This is a genomic window from Glaciimonas sp. PAMC28666, from assembly GCF_016917355.1.
Classification (GTDB): Bacteria; Pseudomonadota; Gammaproteobacteria; order Burkholderiales; family Burkholderiaceae_D; genus Glaciimonas.
In genome coordinates this window covers 4,857,548-4,882,031 of record NZ_CP070304.1, presented here as the reverse complement: position 1 = coordinate 4,882,031, position 24,484 = coordinate 4,857,548, and the positions used below count along the sequence as shown (strand labels likewise).

The following is a 24,484-nucleotide window of genomic DNA, read 5'->3' as shown; positions in this document are numbered from 1 at the left end:
ATGCTTGATTCCCGCAATAAGTTAAAAATTTACGCCTATAAGGACAGTGCGTATCTGAAATTGATTGCGATAGAGGGGCAAAAGCTTACTAATCCGTATGAGCTGCAAATTAATCCAGAGAGCTATACGCACGACCACACGGCCAGTTATTTGCCTCTGAAAGCGAGCGAAAAGCCGGGGCAGACCACACGATTTTCGGATCTTTCGCCAGAAACGATATCCTTTAATTTCTATATGGATGCTACCGGCGCGATACCGACCAAGCCAGATATCGAGCCAAAGCCGTTCGATCTGACACTGGCCATCAAACAATTCAAAACTCTTATTTATACCTATAACGGAGAGATTCATAGCCCCAATTATCTAAAACTTGTATGGGGGCGCATGAACTTCCGGTGTCGGCTCACAAGTATGAATATCGATTACACGCTATTCAAACCTAACGGGCAACCGTTACGGGTCAAAATAACAGTCAAATTTCAAGAATTTTTATCGCCGGATTTTATCGTCAAAATGGAACGTTCAAGTTCCCCGGATTTGACGCATACACGTACCGTTACCGCGGGCGACACCTTGCCCCTTATGTGCGAGAACATCTATGGATCACCAGATTATTACCTTAAGGTTGCGCAATTCAACAAAATGACGCATTTCCGCGTTCTTGAAGTTGGGTCCACTATCGTCTTTCCACCTCTCGGAACCGCCTGATGCCAATATCGCCATTAAACGATCAGGGCGACCTGGTCAGCTTTACAATTTTGATTAACGGCGACCGGATGCCGGATATTTATGATGTGTCTCAGGTACGGGTGCAGAAGCAGATCAATCGTATTCCCAGCGCAAAAATTACCTTGCTTGATGGTAGCTCGTCCGACGAAACTTTCGCCATTAGTGAAACTGCGAGCTTCGCGCCCGGTACCGAGATCGAGATTATGGCGGGCTATCACGGAACCGATGCCAGCATTTTTAAAGGCATCGTTGTTAAACACGCTATCAAGATCAGAAGTGGCGGCAAGTCTTCGCTGGTTATTTCTTGCTACGACAAAGCACTCAAATTGACCCAGGGCCGCAAGAGCGCCTATCTGGGCAAGAGCGATAGCGCTATATTCCAGACCTTAATCGCTGATGCCGGCCTGAGTGCCGATGTGAGTTCCACTACCGATCAGCACGACGCTGTTGTGCGTTACTACGCGACCGACTGGGATTTTTTGGTAAGCCGCGCTGAAATCAATGGTCACATCGTGATTGTCGAAGATGGAAAAGTCAAAGTAGGGCCGCCTGAATTGGACGGCGAAGCCGAATTGCTGATCGGCTACGGCAATGCGCTGGCTGAAATTGATGCTGAAATCGATGCGTGTACCCAATTAACGTCGGTGAAATGTAGTGCCTGGGACTTTACGCAACAGGCGCTAGCCGAGGGAACGTCGACCGAGCCGACGGTCAACGCGCAAGGGAATTTGAGCGGGAAAACGTTGTCCGGCGTACTGGATTTGCCCGCATACGCCTTGCAAAGTTGTGTTCCATTGACGGCCGAACAATTGGCGGTCTGGGCTAACGCCCAGTTGCTTAAATCACGTCTGGCGCGATTGCGCGGCACCGTTACGTTTTGCGGTAACGCCACACCACGTCCGGGTCAGATGGTGCAATTGGCTGGATTGGGGGCGCGCTTTAACGGCTCTGCCTTTGTCGCTAGCGTCACACAGACAATTGAAGGCGGCGACTGGAGCACTGAAGTTGGTTTTGGCATGGATAACGCCTGGTTCATCGACCAGGTTGACGATATTGCCCCGCCTCCTGCGGCGGGTCTATCTTCAGGCGTGCGCGGTTTGCAGATTGCAAAAGTCAAGCAAATCGATCAAGACCCTGACGGTCAAAATCGAATTTTGGTCGATGTTCCGATGATCGGGGTGGACGGCGACGGTATTTGGGCGCGGCTGGCAAGCGGGTACGCAACCAAAAACGGTGGTATTTTCTTCGTGCCAGAAATGGGTGATGAGGTCATCCTTGGCTTTCTGAATGACGATCCCAGCTATCCAATCGTACTGGGCAGTCTGTACAGCAGCCAGCATACGCCGCCGTATCCGGGTGACGCACCCAACACCAATAAGGCGATTGTCACCAATAGCCAACTCAAGATCAGCATGGACGATGTTAAAAAAATCCTGCGCATCGAGACCCCGGGCGGTCATATCATTACGCTCAATGATGACGACACAACGCTGACTATCGTCGATTCAAATAAAAACAAACTCAGCTTTACCTCCGACGGCGTGACCCTCGACAGCCCAGGTGATATCAGTATCAAAGCCAGCGGCGCCGTGAATATTCAGTCAGGTACCGGGATCTCCGTCAAGGCCGGTGCCGATCTCGACATGCAGGGTATGAACGTTAAAACCAAAGCGACGATGGCCTTATCCGGCCAGGGTCAGGCTAGCGCGGAAATAACCTCATCGGGTCAGGTCACGGTGCGTGGCGCAATGGTCATGATTAATTAAAATAGAGACCACGACATGCCTCCAGCTGCAAGAATTACCGACATGCACGTTTGTCCGATGCTGACACCGGGACTACCACCGATTCCGCACGTTGGCGGCCCGGTGATTGGCCCGAGCGTTCCAACCGTTATGATAGGAAAGCTACCCGCCGCTGTGGTCGGCGATATGCTGGTCTGCGTCGGTCCACCCGATAGCATCGCTATGGGTTCGAGTACGGTCATGATAGGCGGCAAGCCAGCCGCACGAATGGGCGATACCACTGCGCATGGCGGCAGCATTGTGCTGGGTTTTCCGACCGTCATGATAGGTGGATAAAGTGGCGGCTTCCGACGGTAGTTTTCTGGGGCGAGGTTGGGGCTTTCCACCCGAATTTGATCACAATCAGGGAAGCGTGCGAATGGTGCAGGGTGAGCAAGATATTATCGAAAGCCTGCACATTCTGTTTTCAACGACGTTGTGCGAGCGCACCATGCTACCCGCCTACGGATGTACCCTGGAGCACGAAGTATTCGAGACCATCGGGGTCGAATTGTTTAGCCGCATCGAAGACTTGCTGAAGCGCGCCATCTTATTCTTCGAACCGCGCATTCTTGTCATCGATATTGTGGTTGAGGAGGATGAGAGCAATTCGGGGCAGCTCAACATATCGTTGAGCTACTCTATTCCGCAAACCAATACCCGTAGCAACATGGTCTATCCGTTTTACCTGCTCGAAGGCAGTAACGTGCGCCAGATCGGCTCGCCCTGATGCGCCGCCCGGATTGGGGTACCACTCAAAGTGCGCGCTTCACCCCCGCACTAGATCCGTCGTCAGTATTAGTGGACGAGCGATCGATAGCGCATTTCCTGACATTTGCACAAAAGTTTTCCAAATTATTGAATTTTTATGGACCGGATGAAACCGGTGGCGCGCAGCCGCAAGGCGATTGGAGTGTCTTTTTTAATGCCGATATCAGTTTTTTGTTGGCAGAAGTGTGTAATTACAAAGTTGATCAAGCACTTTTCGACACCAATCGCCTGGCACGTCAGCTGGTATGGGATGAGACGGCTGAACGCGATTTGATAGACGCCATCTATACACGGTTGTGCTGTATTGACGACTGGTATCTGCGTACACAGCTGGCCGACAATGACGCGATGTCCAACAATCTGGCATCGACGCTAGAAGCATTGATTCAACCTGCCTTAGCGAACGTTCTGGATTTTATACTTAACAATAAAAAATGGGCTGCGCTATGGGATAGTCGCGCCAGGGACGCCACCGGTGCAGCGGTGAAATGGTATGCGCAGGCACCGTGGCGTCTAACCCCAGCGACAGCAGCGGGGGAGGGCAGCTTCACCATCGACGATACGCTGGTGAAGCAACTCAACGCTGTGGATGCTGCACTGACGCAATTACAAGGGGTAGCGCAGGAGGAACTGCAGCTTAGTCTCAGCAATAAATCAGACCATCCGCCACACACTACTTTGTTGATTGCACTCTTGCAATTAATGCAGTTTTTGCAAAACGATCTAAATAATTTTACCGAACGTCATCTTGACTATTACTACCGCAGCGTGCTTCAACTGAGCGAACGTCGAGGTCAAGCTGATAGTGTCACCGTGATGTTCGAACTCGCCCCCGGCTTTACATCGTGGCTATTGCCGGCCAAGAGTTTGCTAATGGGCGGTAAAAATCTGGTTGGCGAAGATATTCTGTACGCGACCGATGCCGATATCGTTGTCCAACCGGCTAAGCGGTGCTCCTTGTATCGTCTTACCTTGGAGCGAGATAACGCGGCACCAGCCTGGGTGCGGCGTGCACTGGTGACTCTGGCGGCCAACACGGAGGACGGCATTGACGCTCCTTTGAAAAATCCAGCGCTGGGTTGGCCGATGTTTTCCGCCTCCTCTCAGTCGCCTTCCGCCCCGTTTACGCAAGATGCCGAGCTCGGATTGATGATCACATCACCTGTGTTGTTGCTCAGCGAAGGCGAACGGAAGGTCACAATCAAGTTTATTATCGATGCTGCCAATTCAAGCGCCATTCGTACTGAGCTTTCCCGACAGAGGGAGCAGCAGACTGCAAATATAAACACGCTGTTCGGCGAAGGTTTCAAGCTCTTCGTCAGCACCGCCAAAGAATGGATGCGGGTTGCGTTTGAATATTCCCAAGAGCAATCTGAAGCGCAGGACGACATCGTTATCGATGTTTGTTTTAGCTTAGGTCCAGATCAACCTGCGATGGTGTGCAACCAAGCCTTGGCTGGCGCACCGCCTGGCCCATGGCCTTGCGTGCGACTGGTATTGAACTCTGACGCCAGTGTGTATCAATATTCCAGTTTTTCTAACATTCAGCTCAAACAGGTTGATCTCAACGTCGTGGTCTCTGACTTACGGAACCTGACGTTGAGCGGAGATTTGGGTCAGATTGCCGTGGATAAGCCGTTTTTTCCGTTTGGCGCACTGGGCGCGTGTGGTGCGCATTTCGATATTGCGCATGCCGAGTTAGGCAAAGACAATCTCAGGGATGTAAAAATTTCCCTAATCTGGCTTAATTTGCCGCTGGCTGCTGCCAGCTTTGACAGCTATTATGCGTATTACGCGCCGGCGATTATATTAGCCGATACATTTCAAATTCAACCAAGCGTCTACAACGGACGCCGGTGGATGGATCAGACACTTCAGCCGCTTTACCCCAATCAGGTCAGTACAGCCGCTATCACTTTCAACAATACGCCTTTGGTGGATGCTACAGCTTCCCCGCGCGTTCCTTGTCCGGCACCTGGTACGCTCCGGCTAGCGTTGGCGTCTCCCCAGGACGGCTTTGGCAGTGCAGTGTTTCCGGCCGCGTTCCGCAGCCAGGTGCTGCTTAACGCTAGTGCAACGTTGAAGAAATCAACGGGAACGCCTGTTCCACTGCCCAATCCGCCAATTGCCCCCCAAGTAAAGTACATCAGTTGCGAGTATGGTGCCAGCGATTCCATTGTGATCGCGGAAAGCGAAAGGGGTGAAGAGTTTCCTAAACTACATTACCTTTATCCATTTGGCAGTTGCCCAATACAGAAGGATGCGCCAACCTTTTTGCTGGCAGACGACGGTTGCGAAGGACGCCTGTACATTGGCCTGAAAAATCTGACCCCTCCGCAGACGCTCAGCCTTCATTTTCAAATACGCGAACCTAGTGCCACTAAACATGTATGGAAGCGCGACGATGCGGGGAATGCTACCGACGAGTCGGTCCCAAAACCAATGGCAGCGATTCGCTGGCGCTACTTGAGTAGCGACCGCTGGCATGATTTTCCAGCATATGCGGTACAGTCAGGCACGCAAGACTTCACACGTTCAGGCGTAGTCAGATTTGCATTGCCCGCAGACTTGAATGACAACAACAGCGTGATGCCGAGCGGTCAGTTCTGGATAGAAGTGCGGGCCGCCAAAGAAGCGCTGGATACACTTTGCGTTGACATCGTGCCTAACGCTGTCACTGCTACCCGCTGTTTGGCCGCGCAAGATGCCACTACTCTGTCCCTTATGCCAGCCAGCATCAAGGCACTACTTAAGAAAACCCCTGCGATCAAAAAAGTCTTACAGCCGTATGCCAGTGACAACGGTAGGGCGGCTGAATCCCCATCGGTATTCCGTAGCCGAATTAGCGAACGCCTGAAGCATAAGCAGCGGGCGAGTCAGCCTAGCGATTATGAACAGCTTGTGCTGGACGCATTTCCTGCTGTGCTCCAGGCCAAGTGCATAACCGCTAATAACAGTGCCGGATTTCCGGAAGGGTTACGGATAGCGACGGGAACTGTGGTGATTGCTGTGGCGTCCAGCGCCACACCCGTTGACAACCTTGAAGCACTTGTTATCGAGCCAGCGCCCTTCACCTTGCATACTTTGACGGATATTGCAGATAGCTTGCAACCTTACATTTCTGAGTTTGTCGGCGAGATTCACATCTGTAATCCGGTCTATGAGCCACTAAAGGTGTACGTGAATGTCGTGTTTAAGGCGGATCAATCCGACGGTGCATGCATCAAGCAGCTTAACGCCGATATTTCCGACTATCTTGCGCCTTGGCTGCAGAACCCGTTGGTGCCGTTAAATATCGGTTGCGGCCAGGTTCATGGTCACGATCTGGCCCGCTTTATCCGGACTCTGACTTATATCGAACGCATCAGCAAAGTATGGATGGCGCAAGAAAATATCACAGAGCAGGGTAATAAATTCGTCTGGATCGCTGAGTCCGATAGCGCGCTGGCATTGACACCGTTGTCGGTTTTTATGCCAGTAGCATTGCATCAGATTAAATCCGGGAGCGACTTGGACCCGCAGCCTCAAACTGGGGTTGGAAAAATGACATTGGGTGAGAATTTTATTCTCGGTGTCGGTGGTGCAATGCCGCTTGCCCTGGTCGTTGCGCCGACCGCAAGCCCCACCTATGTCGTGGCTTTTAATCGCATGTATGCATCTACTGAGGACAAATTATGACTAGCATTATCAAAAATCTCAGCCCTAAAGATGAGCTGAAAGCGCAGTTCAAAAATGGCAGTATGCCCAATGAAAGTAATTTTTCCGCATTGATTGACGCGATATTCAAAGCAGATGATCTGTCGTTTCCAGCAGTAATTTCACCTCCTGTGCCGGAGTTACCGCAAACCTCGAACCTGGTGAACCTGGCTCCTGGTTGGTGCGGCGCTTCCGCGCACGTCGACCAGTATCAAGGTTCGGATTCGCAAAAACAAATCCAGTCAGCGATGAATCTCGCGGTGGGCAGTGTGCCCGCCGATGGACGCAGTCATCCGATCATGACCGGCCTGTACGATTGTTATGGTTTTGAGATTGTCGCAAGTGCCTCAGGCGTTGTCACCTCTAAACATCGCCATGCCGTAACCCACGCGATTGTGCTACTCAGCTTTAACGGAAATGCGGACGATATTAGTCAGACCTGTAGTTGCCGCAGCTGGGATATTCGCCACAAAATAAAGCTGCGCTGGAAGAAGAGCGCGGCTAAATATGATCTGTGCATCGGTACTGGAATCGACTTTGGCCTTGACTCTGAGGGTAAGCCGGTGGCGATTCAGTTCAACATCACCCGAGTCTGGTAAACAATCGATGCGAATTTTTAGTTTAATGTTCGGCCTGATCGCATGAAAAAACCGGCATTTATTTCACGGACAGCGCCTCTATTGACCAGCGTGGATTTTGGCGCGCTGCTAAAACAAGGCATACGCAATAGCCAGCAATTAGGCGGCGATATCTGGACCGATTACAACGAACATGATCCCGGCGTTACCATTCTGGAGCAACTCTGTTACGCAATGACCGATCTTGGTTTGCGCATCCAGACCCCCATGCCGGATCTGCTGGCACCAGCACCTCAGCGACCCGGTGCAACCCCTTATCAATCACGCGACGCGTTGTTCGGCGGCGAAAAAATATTGACCAGTGCGCCGCTGACTATCAACGACTACCGCAAACTTCTTTACGATCAGTGCAAGAATCTGAAAAATGTTTGGTTGAAGCGGGATACCAAGAGTGGGATACAAGGCCTTTACGCGGTCCAGATAGAAACCTTTGGCGAAGAAGTCGCTGACCAAAAAGCCGAGTCATCGGCAATATTAGCGCTAGAGCAAGCGGTGCAATCATTGCTCAATCGGCATCGCAACCTTGGAGAAGATTTTCTGACGGTACATGTACTTGAGCCACTACCTGTGTGGGTCGAGGCCCTCGTAGAAATTGATGAGGCGGCAAATCCTACCGCCGTGTTGGGCAATATCATGGATGCGATACAAAACCAGTTGATACCGTATCCGCATGTGACATCTTCGCCCGATGCCGCCATAGGCGCATCCTACGATGCTATATTTTGCGGTCCAAAACTGGAACTTGGGATTATCGATGATACGCAACTATGTCCGCTTCCAATAAAATTTAGGGTCGAGGACGTGGCCCGTATCATTACGAGTATTGCTGGTGTGATCGCTGTTGGTGGCCTCTGCATTACCGTGGATAAAAATAAATACCTGACGGGAGACGTGCCGATTGAGGCTGGTACCGTTCCACGCCTGGCACCGTCTATTTTTACATCACTCAATCCTCCATCCGAGGCAAGAAAATCGTATTCAGGCGGCCACGCTCCGCTGCCCGCGCTCACTTACCCTATCGTCATCAGGCGCAAAAGCATCGCATGTCTGGTCGACTCCGAACGCGTGTTCCGACATATGCAGACGCTGATGGCAAACAGGAAGTATGCCGAAAAAATGTCGGAAAAAGCGAGCGCCGAGGATCTCTATCTGCAGCCGCCGGCGGGTACGTTCCGGGATCTCGGTCGGTATTATTCTATTCAGCATCACTTTCCAGTCACCTATGGCATTGGCGACAAAGGCGTGCGCTATCGTGACAGCGCGCCAGAGAAGCGCAAAAAACAACTGATACAAGCGCGGCAACTAAAAACTTATTTACTGTTTTTTGAGCAGATACTGACCGATTATTGCGCCCAGATTGCCCACGCAGGAAAACTGTTTTCTCTGGACGATGATATTCCTAATTCGTATTTTTCGCAGGCATTGGTCGATGGCTCCGATGCCCAGCGGAAAGACAGGAACGCGCCGCCTGATCTACTCAAGCTCGCTGTGTTCAATACGCGCAAGGCGGCCGCAGAGAGCATTCCGCCAAAGGACCAGGATCATTACGTGGTCTATCTTAAGGGCGTGCACCCTCTGTCGATGATCCTGCTTGTGAGCAGAGAAGCGGGTACGCAAGAAGAGGCGGATAAATTGCGTTCGAAGTTGATGACGCACGGCGCGCACTCTCGCCATTATCACAGCGTGGCAGTACACGCGGAGCGCTGGCATATCGTCCTGAATGACGAGCATGGCGCTGCAATTGCGTTCGGTGGAGAACGTTTCGCCACGCGCGAGGCGGCACAGCGCAGGATTGCGCGGCTCGCGCACCTGCTGGAAAACATCGCAGGACAAGATATAAGACCATTACTGACCATCAAAACCCGCGGTGTAATGGCTGTGCATTTCAACGACCTTAAGGGCCGCAGAGTATTAAGCGCAGAAAAACTGACAGTTGCTCAACAAAAATCTTGCGTTGTGGATTTGCTCGAATATGGCGTGAATGCCCATAATTTTCGCATTATTAATCACAAAAACCGTCGTTTTCACGTCATGTTGTGCAAAAACGAGACGCAGACTATTCTGTCCGGCGTTGAACGCTTTGGCTCGCATGCATTAGCTGTAACTCACAGAGATATGCTGGTTGAAAAAATCGGCGACCTGTGCTGCGACCTTACCGCGCAAGCGCAGCACATACAGTTACTGCCAGCAGCATCGGTACCCTTGGTATCTCCCGCCGTCGAGGACGACTTACAGTCTGGGCTGCAAGCGTATCGTGTCGGTCTCGCCCGCCTGGTAGATGAGCTTGACGATATGGTACATCGCAGAAACCGCTTTCTCGATCATTTGCTGGCGCGCGTTGGTGAAGCTTTTGACGATGTCGCATTGTCAAGCGCGGATCCACGGTCCTTTGGCGAGAAGTCTGATTTCTATTCAGATGTGATGCATTGGAAGCTAACGTTTCTACGTCATTATGACAAACTCAGTAGCCGGCGTAGCAGCGCTTACGATTACACCGCGCATCATCAGATCAGCACTGCCACGCGTTCTGGTCTGGAAAACCGTTTGTTTTGTTTGTTAGGTCTGCTGGGCAACGGACAAGAAGTACATCCGACTCACCGGGGCCCGGTTTCGAACAAGTTTAGCTATCGTCAGCACACTCACTACAGTTATAACAGTAAGCTGAACCAGACGCAGGCAGGCCAATTTGTCTATTCTTATGATAATCAGAATACATTTCAAAGTCTTCTGAAACACGGCATTGACCCTCGTCGATACAACATTAAGACGCTAGACGACGGGCGGGCTATATTGTTGTTTAACTGGCCCCAAGTCGCAAACCACCAAGAAGAGAAGCAAGCCGTTCACCAGCCACAAGTAGTGTATCGCGCCATCAATCGTGAGCAAGCGCATGCTGCACTGAAAGATATCACGCAACATCTGGGGACTTTTTTTAATGATCCCCAAAATGTCTACGTCGATGAAGAGTTGATTTTGTTAGAACATGTGTTGTTACGCCCCCAGCCGACAACCGAGCAGCATCAACAGAAACATCTTATCGACGTTCACGTCGAGATTGACTGGGAAGAATTGGAATGGGAATTTACGCCTGCGCTTGAAAAAGAATTCAAAGCCGACCCTGAGAAAGTGCTGGAGTGGTTAAGTAACCTTGGTAAGCTATCCGTACAAACTACACAAAGTGATTGTCATCGAGCGGTGCTGTACGCCAGTAGCGGAGTCTTGATTGCTTGCGACAAACAGGAACACCCGTCCGAGTCGGAAGCGCGGCGCCATGGTGCGCGGTTAGCGCGGCACGTCGCAAAATTAAAGCAGTTACCCAGACTGCCATCCGCTCCTTTTTATTCGATGCGGCTTAGCCTATTTTTCCCGGAGTGGCCAATTCGCTTTCAAAACCACGGGTTCAGAGACTTTGCCGAACGCAGCGTCAGAGAAAACTGTCCAGCGCATCTGGCGGCCCAGTGTTATTGGTTGAGTACGGTTATGATGGCTAAATTCAAGCGCTTGCATGGCGATTGGATGCAATGCAAATATGCATGCCATGCTCCATCTGCGAACGCAACCCATCAGAAAAACAACTTGGATTTGTCCAACCGGTCTAACCGAGCTGACCAAGCCGCAGCCTTGAATGAAGCGGCGCGGCGTTTGTGTTTGTTTATCCAACGTTTACCGACCTCGGCCTAGCATATGGGAGCCAAATTGCCGACGGCAACTACCCGCATCCACAAACTTTTATTTGAACTGGAGTTGGGGTCCTCAGCGCAAGCCAATCCGGTACAAGACCGCGTCAGCGTATTTTGTCACGAAGGCTTCGAAGATGCGATTGATGCAGCGCTCGGGTCGGTACCAGGCGGAATGCCAGATATTGTGCTGGACTCTCTTGTCCTTGAGCTCGGTATCGTTAACGCAGAGACGCTGGAAAAAGATCTGGCGCTCAAGATAACTGAGACGCTGAGCGTCGCGCTGCGGAAAATAGCAGCATTTTCCAATCCGTATCCTGCAGGGAATTCGGCGGCCGAGTCGTCGCCTGCGTCGTTCGTGTTGACATCTGAGCCGGCGCTCAGCGAATTGATCGTTTTTTTGGCAACTAACAGCACCGCTGGCAATGCAGATAATTTGGTACGCGATGCGCTCGTCACAATACCAGAAGCACTGGCCACGTATCTGCAGACCTTAGGCTCCTACGAGAGCCGCCGCTCTAAGCTTGCGCATAGTTTGTCGCGGCCGGTCCTCGTGGCGCTGGTCCAGCTGCTGGCGAAAGGAGATGCGGCGATCATTATCAATTTTGTCTCAGACCTGAAAATGCTGCATCAGCAGCAACCTCTGGTCCGTGAGCCTATGGACACATTCGAATCAGTGTTGTGGAAATTCGTTCTGGACTACCTGTTATTGGACCGCGGTTCGCACTTCAACACCAAATCTTTTATCGGCAGCAACTTGCAGCGCATGGCGCAACGGTATCGGATCGCATACCCTGAACTGCTTCAACAAATGATGCAATGCGTTGACGGTCTCAGCCTGCCAGCGTCCCGCCGCTATGCATTGCCAGATATATTGTCGGCGCTGCGTCAGGAAACGGAGCCGAGAGCAGGGGAAGCCACAAGTACGGCCACAGTTACGTCCACAGCTTATATCGTTTCCGACCCTGCATCTAACGCTACCTATCCCATAGTTGCAGCGGCGCAGGACCTGCATACTCTGGAAGTTTTTTTTGAGTATGGCGTATTGCCCGAAACCTGCGCATATGGAACCAACGTTGCGGTCATCATCGTCGCCCTTATGCGCCGCCAGCCACAGCACTTGTGCGCGATGGTGCGTCGTCTGGGAGCGCGATCTACAGTGCGTACCCGACTTCTGGACGCGCTAACAGAGCCGGCCTTACAGCAATTGGTGTGTTTGCTCGAGCCAGTCGGTGGCGTGCAAATTAATGACTATGTGGCCGATATACGGCAGCGCCATGTAAGCCAAGCCGTCATACAGCAAGATAGCCGTCGCTATGCCCGCAGCTTATGGGAAATCGTTTTAAATTATTTGTTGGTTGAACGCGGTTCTTATTTTAATACCCGTTCGTTTATTAAAAACCTGATACAAAAGCTGGCGGCACGCCACGGACTGCGTTTTCAGGTTCTGTTAAAGGAACTCATTAGCGCTGCCCCTCAGGTAGTATCCGGCCATCGTTTGGGCTTGATCTTTCAAACGTTGGCGGGGGAATCGCTGTCAGAGATGTGCAGCGCCGGGCCGGAAACCGCATTGGCAAACAGGTACACGGCGCAGGAGGTAGCGTTGCATTATCTGGAATACGGGCGCTTGCCATCGACATTCGCTGCTCACACGACGCCCAATGGCCTGGCGCAATTACTTCGACAAGGCATGCTGTTCGATGACCTACCGGCTGCGTTGCTTCGCCTGCGTCCGTTGATGCGCCAGTCGGTGCTGAAGGAAGCGATAGTAAAGCGTTTGCTACAAAATGTCGCACCGTTCCAATTGTTACGGCTTTTACACAGAACAGCACTGGGTTACGCTGGCTTTATCAACACCTTGCTACAAGCCGCCGCCGGTTTGTCGAGGCATGCCGATTTAAGTCAGATGCAACAGGCGAGGGCCATGCCATTGCATGTCGGGGAAATAGTGAGGCTGTTACTGGAAAATGACCTACAAGCGTCTTCGCCGCGGCGTTTTCTGGATGAGCTTAGTAAAGCCTGTGCGCGCACACTTGGTCTTAAGCATGCGCGCTATATTGCAATGTTGCACGAAGTCTGTATTGCTGGCGCAGAAAGTCAGACGCGTTTTATGCCGTTATTGGATATGCTGGCGCATACGGCGGAAATGACAGATCTCGCGGAGAGACTTCCACTCAATATTCCAGCGGAGGCGGATTACGCGGGGCACATAGAGCCGGATGAAGATCCCCTGCAAATGGGGCCGTCTGCGACTATCGATAGTGTTTCTGTCCTGCGCCATTTTTTGCAATATGGCCGGTTGCCATCAACATCCGGGAGTACTGTAACCCTGACCAGCCTGTTCAACGCGGCTTTGACCGGCTCGCCCGGACGACTGCGCCAACTGTTGTTGAAATTGATCGGGCGTGATCTGGAGCGTGTACGGTTGCTGGAAGCCGTGTCGCCGATGTTGCTCGAAAAAATCGTGCAGTTATTGCTTCCCGATGCCTACAAGAACGTGACACTTTGCATGGCGGCTGTGCATGATGGTCTGGGGCGCTTGCGTGCAGGGCGAAGCAGCAGTATTTTCGCTGACGAAGTATTGCGCCAGATTCATGCCCAACGCAGCACCATCTTCAACTTAAAACCACTTTTACGCAAATCGTTACAGCGCTTATCCGTAGCAGAACAATTGCAGTTGCCGGATTTACTTGATGCGGTGAAAGTAAGCCTGTCCGGCAAACGCTACGCGACCGCGGAACGCCTGATACTGCTTGACGCGATACGAGAAGTCAATATCCAATGGCTACGTCGGGTCAAGGCGCTTCCTGAGGAGAAGGCCGCGCAGGTTGTAATAGAGCCATCGGCGGAGCTACCAACCAAGCAAGCGTTTTATGTTGAAAATGCTGGCATGGTTTTGCTGTGGCCTTTTTTCGATCATTATTTCCGTACGCTTGGGCTATTAGAAGGTCAGCAATTTCGTGACGTCCATAGCAGCAGCCGAGCTGTCAAGCTCTTGCAGTTTCTGGTAAATGGAGATGAAGATCCGGCTGAGCATGCCTTGCTGCTGGGAAAAATACTCTGTGGCATGCCAAGCTGTGCACCTTTGTCGTTCTGCGATCCTGTTACCGATTTAGAGCGTGAATTGTCTCGCCAATTGCTGTTCAGCGTCACGCAAAATTGGGACAAACTCAAGAATTCATCCATAGAAGCGCTCCAGGAGACCTTTCTGACGCGTAGCGGCACGCTGACCCGTGGCGATGACGATTGGACCCTATCGGTTGAAAAAAAACCTTTCGACATGCTGCTCGGTAGTTTGCCCTGGGGCTTATCGACGATACGCCTGTCATGGATGTCGCAGGTGTTATGGGTCAAGTGGACATGATGAAACTGGAAAAAAATGGTGCGACATTAGCTCGGGAACTGGCTTGGGCCGGGCAACTGATTGATGTTGGCCTGCGTCTGCATTTCGGCGATACGTGCGATTACCAACATGTGCGCCAGATTGCACCGCCAGCGCTGCTTCCTGACGACTCCGCTTATGCGGATACCTTGCTCACGCATGCTATGTCGTTCGATGAGCGCCTAATATTGGTTTTAGCTTTAGCCCCACATTTGCAGCCAGATTTGTTCGATCCTTTCTTGATCAAAAATGCATTAACCGGGCGTAACTATACCGAATTTGGCGGTATCATTTCTGGCAGCCATAGCGGCTTCTGGCCCAGTATCGAAACCGGTGCATTCATCCTGACAGGCGGTGATATGGTGCAGCGTCTGGCGCTGAAATCGTTATTTACGCCAGAACATTTTTTTCGGCGCCACAAACTGCTGGATCTCAGCGAAGAAACCGATGCAACGCGCTCGCTCAGTGTGTTCGGTCAAGCCTTAAAAATAGGACACGAACGTCTCGATTTACTCACTAGCGGCGGTGTATTCCAGCCCACCTTTTCGAATAGTTTTCCTGCTCAGCGCCTGACCTGCAAACTTGGTTGGGGCGACTTGATTCTGGCGCAAACCATCCGTGAAGAAGTCGAGGAAATCAAAGCCTGGATAGAACACGGGCCGACGCTGATGCAAGACTGGCAGCTTGACAAACATCTTAAGCCAGGCTTTCGCAGTCTGTTTTACGGTCCGCCCGGTACCGGAAAAACGTTGACCGCAACACTGCTCGGAAAAGCCACCGGTCTGGATGTGTACCGGGTTGATCTTGCAATGGTGGTGTCAAAATTCATAGGTGAAACCGAAAAAAATCTGGGCAGCGTATTTGATCAGGCAGAAAACCATGACTGGATTTTGTTCTTCGACGAAGCCGATGCCCTATTTGGTAAGCGCACTCAAACCTCTAATTCGAATGACCGCCACGCCAATTCGCAGGTTGCGTATCTATTGCAGCGTATTGAAGACTTTCCAGGAGTGGTGATTTTAGCAAGCAACCTGAAAGCCAATATCGATGACGCGTTTGCGCGCCGTTTCCAGTCGATGATTTATTTTCCCATGCCGCGGCTTGAAGAGCGTCTGCAACTTTGGCGCAATGCATTTTCGCAGCCAGACAGACTTGATGCTTCGGTCGACCTGCAGCGCATCGCCGAAGAGTTTGAATTAACCGGTGGCGCGATTATCAACGTGCTGCGTTATGCCGCTTTGAATGCGCTGCGGCGTGCTGATTCGGATAGCAAGATCAGCCAGATTGACATAAGGAATGGCTGCAAGCGTGAGTTACGTAAGGATGGAAAAGTGTTGTGACCAGGGAGGTTTTTAAAAACAATATAGATAACAAGTTAAATTTTTTGGCTCGGACGATACGCTCCGATCTACTGCGTTGAATGATTGGCTTTATCACGTTCTGTGTGTGGGTTACGCACCAGGAAAAAAAAGAGTTCTTTTTCATTAATAATAAAGGGATACACACATGAGTAACTTTACGCAAATTACAGGTAGTAATAGCGGCGGTCTTGCCGTTCTCGATCAGCTTGGCGTTTTATCCAATATAGAAACAACGCCTGGCGCCTTTTGGCGTCCTTCCACTACCACTGCAGCCACTCCGAAGGGAATCAGTGGGAATAACGCCAATGGAGTGGTAGCTTATTCCGACAAAGATGTGCGATATCTTACTAGCCTGGGTAACCCGCAGGCAAAATGGAAAACAGCGCCTCCTGCGCCGTTTACTATTTTGGGCATGGTAGGTGATCCAGTGAACGGCATCACTATCTATGGCCTTGATGACTCTAAGGATTACACGCCCGCAGGTTCACAGATGGCCCAGATTAATCTAAGTGAAGAAAATCCAACATGGAAATGGAAAACTAAGCCCCCTTTTACTGTGGACGGAATCGCTGGCGATAATAAGACTGGTGTCGTGATTATTGGTATCCCGGTCCCGGCCAGCGTTGCGAGTGCGCCTGTTGTTTCGAATGACGGCGGTAGCAATAATCAAGCGCCTATGCCTGAGCGTGTCGCAACTTCCATGGCGCGTAGCGGGCCCGATTGCAATTGCGATTGGAAATCCCTGCCGACAATACAGATCGTTATTGAAAAAATTTGCGGAGACTGTACCAACGGCGTGGTGTTTTTTGGTGAAGGCCAGTTGCTATCATATGATTTGGCGAAGCCTGCGATAAAACTACAAGCTCCGATTTTTTCGATTCGTGGCATGACGGGCAATCCAAAAGATGGTCTCGCCGTCATCGCTGGGGCAGGTGATTTTGTCGTTACCTGCGGTGATACGTCAAAGCCGATTACCTGGAGCGTGTCTAACGGTCCAATGGTACCTAAATAATCTTATGGAGTCCGCGTCTGTATCGATGTGGACTCGTGCGATTGCGTTGTTGAAGAACGCTAACGGCTCTCAAATTATCTTTGCACATTCCATGATAGAAAAAACGCTGACCTTTATCGCTGCTGAGTTAAACAACTTCCTTGGCGCACGCTATCCCAGCAATGAAGCGCTATCGATCGTTTCTGGCTTGATAAATCCGGATGGCTCGACGCCTCCCGGTATAGACAACCGAATCGTATTTTCGTTGGTCAACATTGAACGTGAACCGGCGGTTGCGGGTGCCGGGGTCGTGCCGCGTAGTGATGGAGGATACGCGTTGCAACAAGCGCCTCTGCACCTGAATTTGTATGTGTTGCTTACGGCTTCATTTGCGGATTATACCCAGGCGCTGCAGTTGTTAAGCATGGCGCTAGGCTATTTCCAGTCGCGTACTTATTTCGATGCGCAAAGCAGCCCGGCTTTTCCACGTGAACTTGACCGGCTGCAGCTGGAACTGGTCAGCCTGAGCATCCACGAAATGAATAATTTATTTTCTCTGCTAGGTAGCAAATATCAGCCTTCAGCGTTATACAAAGTGCGCATGTTGACCATACAGGAAAATTGGATGACAGCGTCAATTCCTGCAGTTAGTGCGACCGATACCCGGATAGCAAGCCGAAATGGGTAAAGGCTACCAGCGCTGGTTTGACATCAGTTGCACGCATAGTTATTTTGCCGATCAGACGTGTCGGCCTTTGAGCTTTATACCGACGCCTGATTGTCGGCGCTTGTTGCAACGCTATCGTTTGTTGTTCCGGGCCGTCCCGGGCGGTGCCGAAGTGTATTGCAACCCGGAAGACCCGTTAAAATTGCTGGATGGCTATGCCGAAAATCAGCCATTCACGTTTGCGATTCATTGCAGTGATCCGGCTTTGCTCAGCTACACCGACATTGCTTCACCAACGCAGTGCCTTGATGTGCCCGGCATCTATTATTTTGATAATCTTGCTAGTGCGCTGATCGATAATGATAAGCGCTTGCTACACGCGCCAGGCTCACCGTTCGGCACGGGGAAATTGCCCCTAAGAGCACCACGCTTTAACGTTTCATCCACAGACAACTCGGCAGCAGGCGCAAGCGTCAGTCTGCACGGACAATCTGACGCTGTATGGCAAACCGACGGGCCGCTCCCTGCCACGGTCGATTTGGCCGGGCTGGACGATGGCCGCTACCGTCTGCACATCGGGGACAACTCAACGCAGGATTTTTATTTGAGCGCAGACATTAACGCTGCACGCCAGTGGGGCGTTGCCGCGATTCATATTGCTAGCGATCCAAATGCAAAACTTGGACAGTCGTATCAAATTCAGTTGGCGAGGCGCGAATGTGTATGGTGCTACTACCTGATTAGTCGTTCCTTAGAAGATGGACCTATCGCGGGCACCATTCTGACCAGTGACCGTCGTCGCGAGATCGGAGAACCAGCAGCGGCTATTAACTTTGATTCAGTGCAGCCATCAACTACGGTCAACGGCTTACCAGCAATGATGTACAAGTCGCGCCAGCGATTGCCCTTATATGAAGTTCCGGACAGCGATCTAAGCTTTTCTTTTCGGGCTGACGCCGGGCGAGCAAATCCTGGTGCAGAGCGCAGTCTGCCCTATGCAAGACCTGCTGAGCTGGCATATCCGGTCTTAGACGATTTGCTGCCAGATTCACCGCAAGAGCTGCAAGCAAATATTTACGTATATTGGTGACATAGTGCCAATTGAACCATCTTATGACATTCAACAAAACATTCCTAAATCGCGGAGAGCACCATGACCAAACAAGACCTGATTCTACAAGTCGTATCAGGCGGATTACTCGGGATGTTGGGCCAAACAGTGCGCGTTTGTGGCGGCATCAAAAAGATCAGCGATTTGGCTGCTGTCAATAACCAGCAAGTATCAGACTTATTTGACGGAGGCCGTCTCCTCACCAGCTTATTGATTGGTTTTGCCGCAGGCGCGCTGGCAATGGTTGTCAGCGACACGCAGGGAGCTGCAACCAACTTGAGCAACAGCGTGATCGCCGCTGTTGTCAGTGCAGGCTACGCAGGAACAGATTTCATCGAAGCTTGGGCCAAACGCTTTCTTCCTGGGGGTACCACCGGCCCGTCGGGCAGTGAAGTCGCAAATCAGGCCAAGGATGAAGTGCAGATTCCCCCAATGGGTTGATTCCGACAAAGGTCCAAAAGCATGACATTCAATCTTAAATACGACATTATTCCGCGTTATTTGCCACAGCCATCGGCGCGCCGCCGTGGTTACGCGATGATACCCGGCGTTCGCTTTATCGTTGCGCACGATACCGGTAACCCTAACACGACAGCTAGCCAGAACGTGGCCTATTATCACAACAATCCCAATCCAGTCGCCGGCGCAATCGCCTCGGCGCATTTGTTTGTCGACGATAAACAGATCATTGAATGTATTCCTGTCATGGGAACAAGCCAGGAAAAGGCCTGGCACGTACTCTACACAGCTGAAACCGATCAAAAGATGTTTGGACATCACGCCAACGATGCCGCAATTGGCATCGAATATTGTTATGGCACGGCTATCGACGCTGACCAGGCCTATGCGCGCTATGTATGGCTTATGGCGTACGCCTGCCAACGTTTCCAGCTCGCGCCATCAACCAGCATTGTCGGCCATCACATACTGGATCCACAGCGCAAAACCGACCCGCAAACCGGTTTGATGCAAAGCCGCCGAAGCTACGAACAATTGTTACGCGATGTCGTGGTCGAATATACCGAATGCGGCGGTCAAGTGCTAACAACTCCGACTGCATCCTCGCACCCCGGACCCCACCTACCGCCGCAGTCCGGTAGAGTCGTGAGCACAACCCGTTTGCATATCAGAAAAGGCGCGCCAAACACGCGTGCAGCCATCGTCCGCATTGCCGCAGCCGGGGCAAGTCTGGCCTACGTCGCGAAAGTCAAAAACGGCGAGCCGGTCAATGGTAATCCGATTTGGTACGAGGATCCGCAGGGAAATTATTTTTGGGGAGGAAGCGTGATTGTGGAGCGGTAGTAAAACCGGTTTTCAAATTAATCGGAACGTAAAATTATGTTGGCGTTTCGATAATATTGGACTGCCTAATATAAGACGTTACGATATCGGGAAGTATTGACCCACAGAGTTTGTACTACATTTCTAATGTTTGGTTTTCGAATGCAATTCTAGGGGCGCGACTTCTGCGAAGTGAGCGATGAATTCCGAGGGGCCTACGGATAAGCTGATACCAACCGTCGTGAGAGTGTCCGCTCAATTAAGCTAGGCCGGAATGACGCGCACCCACTTGATTGGCTGGCGATGATCTAAGCTGTAATATATGTTAACGTCATTAACATAGCCTCGAAGCTTGACGCTTTTGCTCCAATCAGTTCAAAAAAATGCCATAAAGGTGGCGTTAGTGTATCGTATAGAACATTGTTTGAATCTTTCCTCACTCGGTATAAATATTTATCCCGCAAATTTTCGAGTGGTTTTGCACAGCGAGGCGTCTGGAATATTAGCTGGGCACGCTGTTTGACCTGCAAAAATTAAAAGAGGCACGGGCGATCAGACGTAATCCTACCTGCATCTGGCCAGGGTCTACACCGGGTTTTTTGCGCTCGTTTACGCTATTCGGATACAAAAACACCGCATCCTTCAGAGTCGATACATGGCTCAAGTATCGTAATTAACTGTTGGCGAGACGCTTTTTTTGCCACCTGCGTGCATGTGTATTGCTATTAGCAATAATCAAACCGGGGGAAAGATGCACATAGGCCTAATAAAAGAACCTTCCATGCAGAATCCGGCTAATCCGCTTCCCCAATCGCACCCTCGAACAATCGGTTGGCTCGGGGCCACCGCCCTGGCGATGGGCGGCAGCAATCAGAGCCTGTTCTTGCTATCGGCGCTCTTCATCGGGCAGGAGACTATTTCCGGACAAGGGAGCGCCACCATACCCCTGCTCATTGGTGGCCTTTTGCTAGCCTGGGCGGCTGCGCCCGGTTGGATCGAATTGGTATTAATGTTTCCGAACCGGGTAGGGGGTATTTCCGCGAGCTGCGTTGAGGCTTTCCGGCCTTACAGCCCGGTACTCGCGAATCTGACTGGCGTCTGTTATTGGTGGGGATGGATCCCCACCTGTGGGCTAACCGCCATTCTTTCGGCATCGGCAATTCATGCGTGGTATTTACCGGACGTCCCGGTCAACCTTATGGCAGTGTCGCTGGTGGCATTTTTTACCTGCGTCAGCCTGTGCGGCATCAAGTGGGTAAGCCGGCTTGCGATTCCAATCGCCAGTCTATCAGCGCTGCTGGCATTTATTTCCGGATTAGGGCCGATCTTGGCTGGTGAAGTCGACTGGCAACAGGCCACCACCTTCCATCTGACTACGCCGTTTCCAGGCTGGTTCGGCGAATTGACCAGTCTCATGGCAGGGCTATATCTGATTGGATTCGCTGCACCCGCGTTCGAGGCGGCGGCCTGTCATGTCGGCGAGATGGTCGATCCTAAGAAGTCCTTTCCGCGTGCCATGTTCGCCAGCGCTTTGTTAGCAGGTGTATTTTTCATATTGCTGCCGGTGGTCTGGCTTGGAACGCTGGGTACTGATGCGATGGGAAAAGATCTGGCGCTGGAGCTGGGCCCCACCTTTGCACCGCTGTTTGGCAGTGCCGGTAAGGCAATTGCGATCTGGTTCATGATGCTGAGTATGTTTTCTGGTACCTTGCAGCCGCTTGCCGGGGCCTCGCGCACGCTATCTCAGTTGTCGGAAGACGGATTATTGCCACGGTTTCTGGGGTTACGCTCGCGTACCGATACGCCTTGGGTTGCGACGTTGCTGACGGCAGCAATGGCGATCCTGTTCTTGCTGATAGGAGATCCGATCTGGTTAATTGCAGCCGCCAATTTCACCTACCTGATCAGCATTGCGCTGCCCAGCGTTGCGGTATGGCTGCTGCGGCGTGATGCGCCCAATATGGCACGCCCTTACCGCGCTCCCCGAGGCACTATCAAGCTCGGACTTGCTGCGGCCATTATGTGGGCGGTTTCTGCCCTGCTCGGATTCGAGCAGTTCGGATTACCGACAGTGTTGATTGGTTTAGCCTTCGCCTATTCCGGCTCATTGTTGTATATGTGGCGCAGGTATGCAGATCGACGCCTTGCCGGATTGCCGGGCGTTGCGCGGACTCTTCACTTGAAGCTGACCGGTGCAATGATACTGGTCATGGTGTTGGACGGCACAGGCTATCTTCTTGCGGTCGCCAACATTCCGCATAAACAAGGCGACATGATGACAGTGTTGGCAGATATTTTCGTCGCCGTGGCCATGCTGACCATTGGCGTTGGGCTGGTGCTGCCCGGCATGATTGCCCATTCAGCGGTCGAGATATCCGATGCCGCAAAACAGCTTGCCAGTGGCACTCTCGCAGAGCTATCGCGTGCTATGCGAGCGCTCGGGCGCGGTGATATCGACGCCGCGCATGCGAGCGTATCGGTCACGCCGGTGCTCGCTCGCTCGCGGGATGAAGTTGGCGATATGGCCGCTAGTTTTAATTTGCTGCAGTATGAAGTAGCCAATGTGGCGACCGGGCTTGATGGCGCCCGGGAAGGGCTGCGTCAGGCGCGGCGCGAAGTGACCAATGTCCACTTAAAACTGGAGCAACGGATACGCCAGCAGGAGCAAGTCGAAGAAAAATTGTCCGGAGTCCTTGATTCAATCCCGATGGTGGTATGGTCAATCTCCACCGCGTACGCGCTGCTTTACATGAATCCGGCTGCGCACATCATTTATGGCCGGTCAGTAGCCGAGTTTGATGTGGACCCGACCTTATGGCGCAGCATCGTTCATCCGGAAGATCGCACCAAAGTAATGCGCTGGCTGGAGCAAGTATTCACCGGAGAGGCGCAAACGCTGGAATATCGCATCGTGCGGCCGGATGGCGAGGTGCGCTGGCTTGAAGATCGCGCGCGTTCGGTGCGCGATGCACTTGGCAACCCACTGCGGTTGAACGGTGTTGCAACCGATATTTCCGAACGCAGGTTACACACTGAGCGGATCGAATACCTGGCGAATTTTGATCCTCTGACGGGGCTACCGAATCGCAACCTGTTTATCAACCGCATGGAGCAATCGTTGCGGCAGGCGCGTCGTGCCCGTTCAAGAATCGGCCTATTGTTCCTTGATATAGACCGTTTCAAATACTTCAATGACAGCTTTGGCCACGCATTTGGAGACAGCGTGCTCAAGGAGTTTGCCTCGCGGATCAAATCTGTCCTGCGCGACGAAGATACGCTTGCACGATTCGCAGGCGACGAGTTCGTCATTCTTTTAGCGCATATCACGGAGCCGGAAGACGCCGCTGGCGTGGCCTTGAAGATACTGAACGCATTTGTGGAGCCGGTGTTGGCCGAAGGGCGCGAACTGCACATGAGCGCAAGCATCGGCGTCAGTGTCTATCCTGAAGATGCTGATGGCGCTGACACCATGCTTAAGCACGCCGATCTCGCGATGTATCGTGCCAAGGACCAAGGCCGCAATTGTTTTCAGTGTTACACCCTGGAGATGGGTGCCAAGGCCGTGGAAAGGGCGAAGCTTGAAGACGCGCTGCATCACGCATTGGAAAATAATGAATTCGTGCTGCATTACCAGCCGCAGATAGACCTGAAAAGCGGCTACATCAAAAGCATCGAAGCACTGATCCGCTGGCGTAGTCCAAAACTTGGTTTCATTGAGCCAGGACGCTTCATTCAGGTGGCGGAAGAGACCGGGCTGATCGTTCCGATCGGAGAGTGGGTACTGAAAACGGCGTGCGATCAGGCCAGCGCCTGGCACTACGCGGGATATCCGCTGACCGTGGCGGTCAACGTTTCGGGGCGGCAGCTTAAGCAAAAAAACATACTGCAACTCGTTCAGCAAGCGCTTGATAATTCCGGCCTCAAAGCAGCCTACCTGGAGCTGGAGCTGACCGAAAGTATGTTGATGAACGATTCCGAAGCCACAATTGAAATCCTGGATCGCCTCAAAACCCTCGGCCTGAAGCTGTCCATTGACGATTTCGGTACCGGTTTTTCGAGCTTGAGTTATCTGAGTCGATTTCCGATCGATATCATTAAAATCGATCAAACTTTCATTGCAGGTCTTGCTACAAAACCGGAAGCGGCTTCGATTACTTTGGCCATCATTGCACTGGCAAAGGCGCTTGGTCTAAGAACCGTCGCTGAAGGTGTGGAAACGGCGGAGCAACTTGACTTTTTGCATGAGAACGCCTGTGATGCGGTACAGGGATATTATTTCAGTCGTCCGTTGCCTGCAGGTGAAATGACCGCGTTGCTTCTTAGCGGTACCAAATTGCACCTCGGACAAGTTCACCGGCTTGGTCCTTGTCTTCATCTGATTCATAATTAAAAGATA

At 51.9% G+C, this 24,484-nt stretch carries 15 protein-coding genes; all 15 read left to right on the top strand.

Features of this window, described 5'->3' with window-relative positions:
* The 15 genes from JQN73_RS21020 (at position 1) to JQN73_RS20950 (ending at position 24,478) form a co-directional block, all read left to right on the top strand.
* Positions 1–708 (top strand): hypothetical protein, encoded by a 708-nt coding sequence (locus tag JQN73_RS21020; protein WP_205320854.1) that lies wholly within the window; start codon positions 1–3, stop codon positions 706–708.
* Positions 708–2,495, top strand: coding sequence for a type VI secretion system tip protein VgrG (gene vgrG, locus JQN73_RS21015; protein WP_205320853.1), 1,788 nt, complete (start codon positions 708–710; stop codon positions 2,493–2,495). Before JQN73_RS21020 ends, vgrG begins: the two co-directional genes overlap by 1 nt.
* 15 nt (positions 2,496–2,510) lie before the next feature.
* Positions 2,511–2,810 (top strand): PAAR domain-containing protein, encoded by a 300-nt coding sequence (locus JQN73_RS21010; protein ID WP_205320852.1) that lies wholly within the window; start codon positions 2,511–2,513, stop codon positions 2,808–2,810.
* Position 2,811: 1 nt separating this feature from the next.
* Positions 2,812–3,243 (top strand): GPW/gp25 family protein, encoded by a 432-nt coding sequence (locus tag JQN73_RS21005; protein WP_240162348.1) that lies wholly within the window; start codon positions 2,812–2,814, stop codon positions 3,241–3,243.
* Positions 3,243–6,962: a baseplate J/gp47 family protein gene (locus tag JQN73_RS21000; protein WP_205320851.1), complete on the top strand. Its 3,720-nt coding sequence runs from the start codon at positions 3,243–3,245 to the stop codon at positions 6,960–6,962. The genes JQN73_RS21005 and JQN73_RS21000 overlap by 1 nt, the downstream gene beginning before the upstream one ends.
* A complete protein-coding gene (locus tag JQN73_RS20995; protein WP_205320850.1) occupies positions 6,959–7,579 on the top strand; it encodes a hypothetical protein in 621 nt (206 codons plus the stop codon). The genes JQN73_RS21000 and JQN73_RS20995 overlap by 4 nt, the downstream gene beginning before the upstream one ends.
* A 42-nt stretch (positions 7,580–7,621) precedes the next feature.
* Positions 7,622–11,299, top strand: coding sequence for a hypothetical protein (locus JQN73_RS20990; protein ID WP_205320849.1), 3,678 nt, complete (start codon positions 7,622–7,624; stop codon positions 11,297–11,299).
* Between the two features lie 3 nt (positions 11,300–11,302).
* Positions 11,303–14,659: a contractile injection system tape measure protein gene (locus tag JQN73_RS20985; protein WP_205320848.1), complete on the top strand. Its 3,357-nt coding sequence runs from the start codon at positions 11,303–11,305 to the stop codon at positions 14,657–14,659.
* On the top strand, positions 14,656–16,017 hold the full coding sequence (locus JQN73_RS20980; protein WP_205320847.1) for an ATP-binding protein: 1,362 nt from the start codon (positions 14,656–14,658) through the stop codon (positions 16,015–16,017). Before JQN73_RS20985 ends, JQN73_RS20980 begins: the two co-directional genes overlap by 4 nt.
* Positions 16,018–16,183: 166 nt before the next feature.
* Positions 16,184–17,050 carry a hypothetical protein gene (locus JQN73_RS20975; RefSeq protein ID WP_205320846.1) on the top strand — a complete coding sequence of 289 codons (867 nt, stop codon included), beginning with the start codon at positions 16,184–16,186 and terminating at the stop codon, positions 17,048–17,050.
* A 91-nt stretch (positions 17,051–17,141) separates the two neighbouring features.
* A complete protein-coding gene (locus tag JQN73_RS20970) occupies positions 17,142–17,717 on the top strand; it encodes a DUF4255 domain-containing protein (protein WP_205320845.1) in 576 nt (191 codons plus the stop codon).
* Complete coding sequence (locus JQN73_RS20965; RefSeq protein ID WP_205320844.1) at positions 17,710–18,786, top strand: hypothetical protein; 1,077 nt, start codon at positions 17,710–17,712, stop codon at positions 18,784–18,786. The genes JQN73_RS20970 and JQN73_RS20965 overlap by 8 nt, the downstream gene beginning before the upstream one ends.
* Positions 18,787–18,849: 63 nt before the next feature.
* A complete protein-coding gene (locus tag JQN73_RS20960; RefSeq protein ID WP_205320843.1) occupies positions 18,850–19,248 on the top strand; it encodes a hypothetical protein in 399 nt (132 codons plus the stop codon).
* 21 nt (positions 19,249–19,269) lie between these two features.
* Positions 19,270–20,109 (top strand): N-acetylmuramoyl-L-alanine amidase family protein, encoded by an 840-nt coding sequence (locus JQN73_RS20955; RefSeq protein WP_205320842.1) that lies wholly within the window; start codon positions 19,270–19,272, stop codon positions 20,107–20,109.
* A 760-nt stretch (positions 20,110–20,869) separates the two neighbouring features.
* Positions 20,870–24,478: an amino acid permease gene (locus JQN73_RS20950; RefSeq protein ID WP_205320841.1), complete on the top strand. Its 3,609-nt coding sequence runs from the start codon at positions 20,870–20,872 to the stop codon at positions 24,476–24,478.
* Positions 24,479–24,484: the final 6 nt, after the last annotated feature.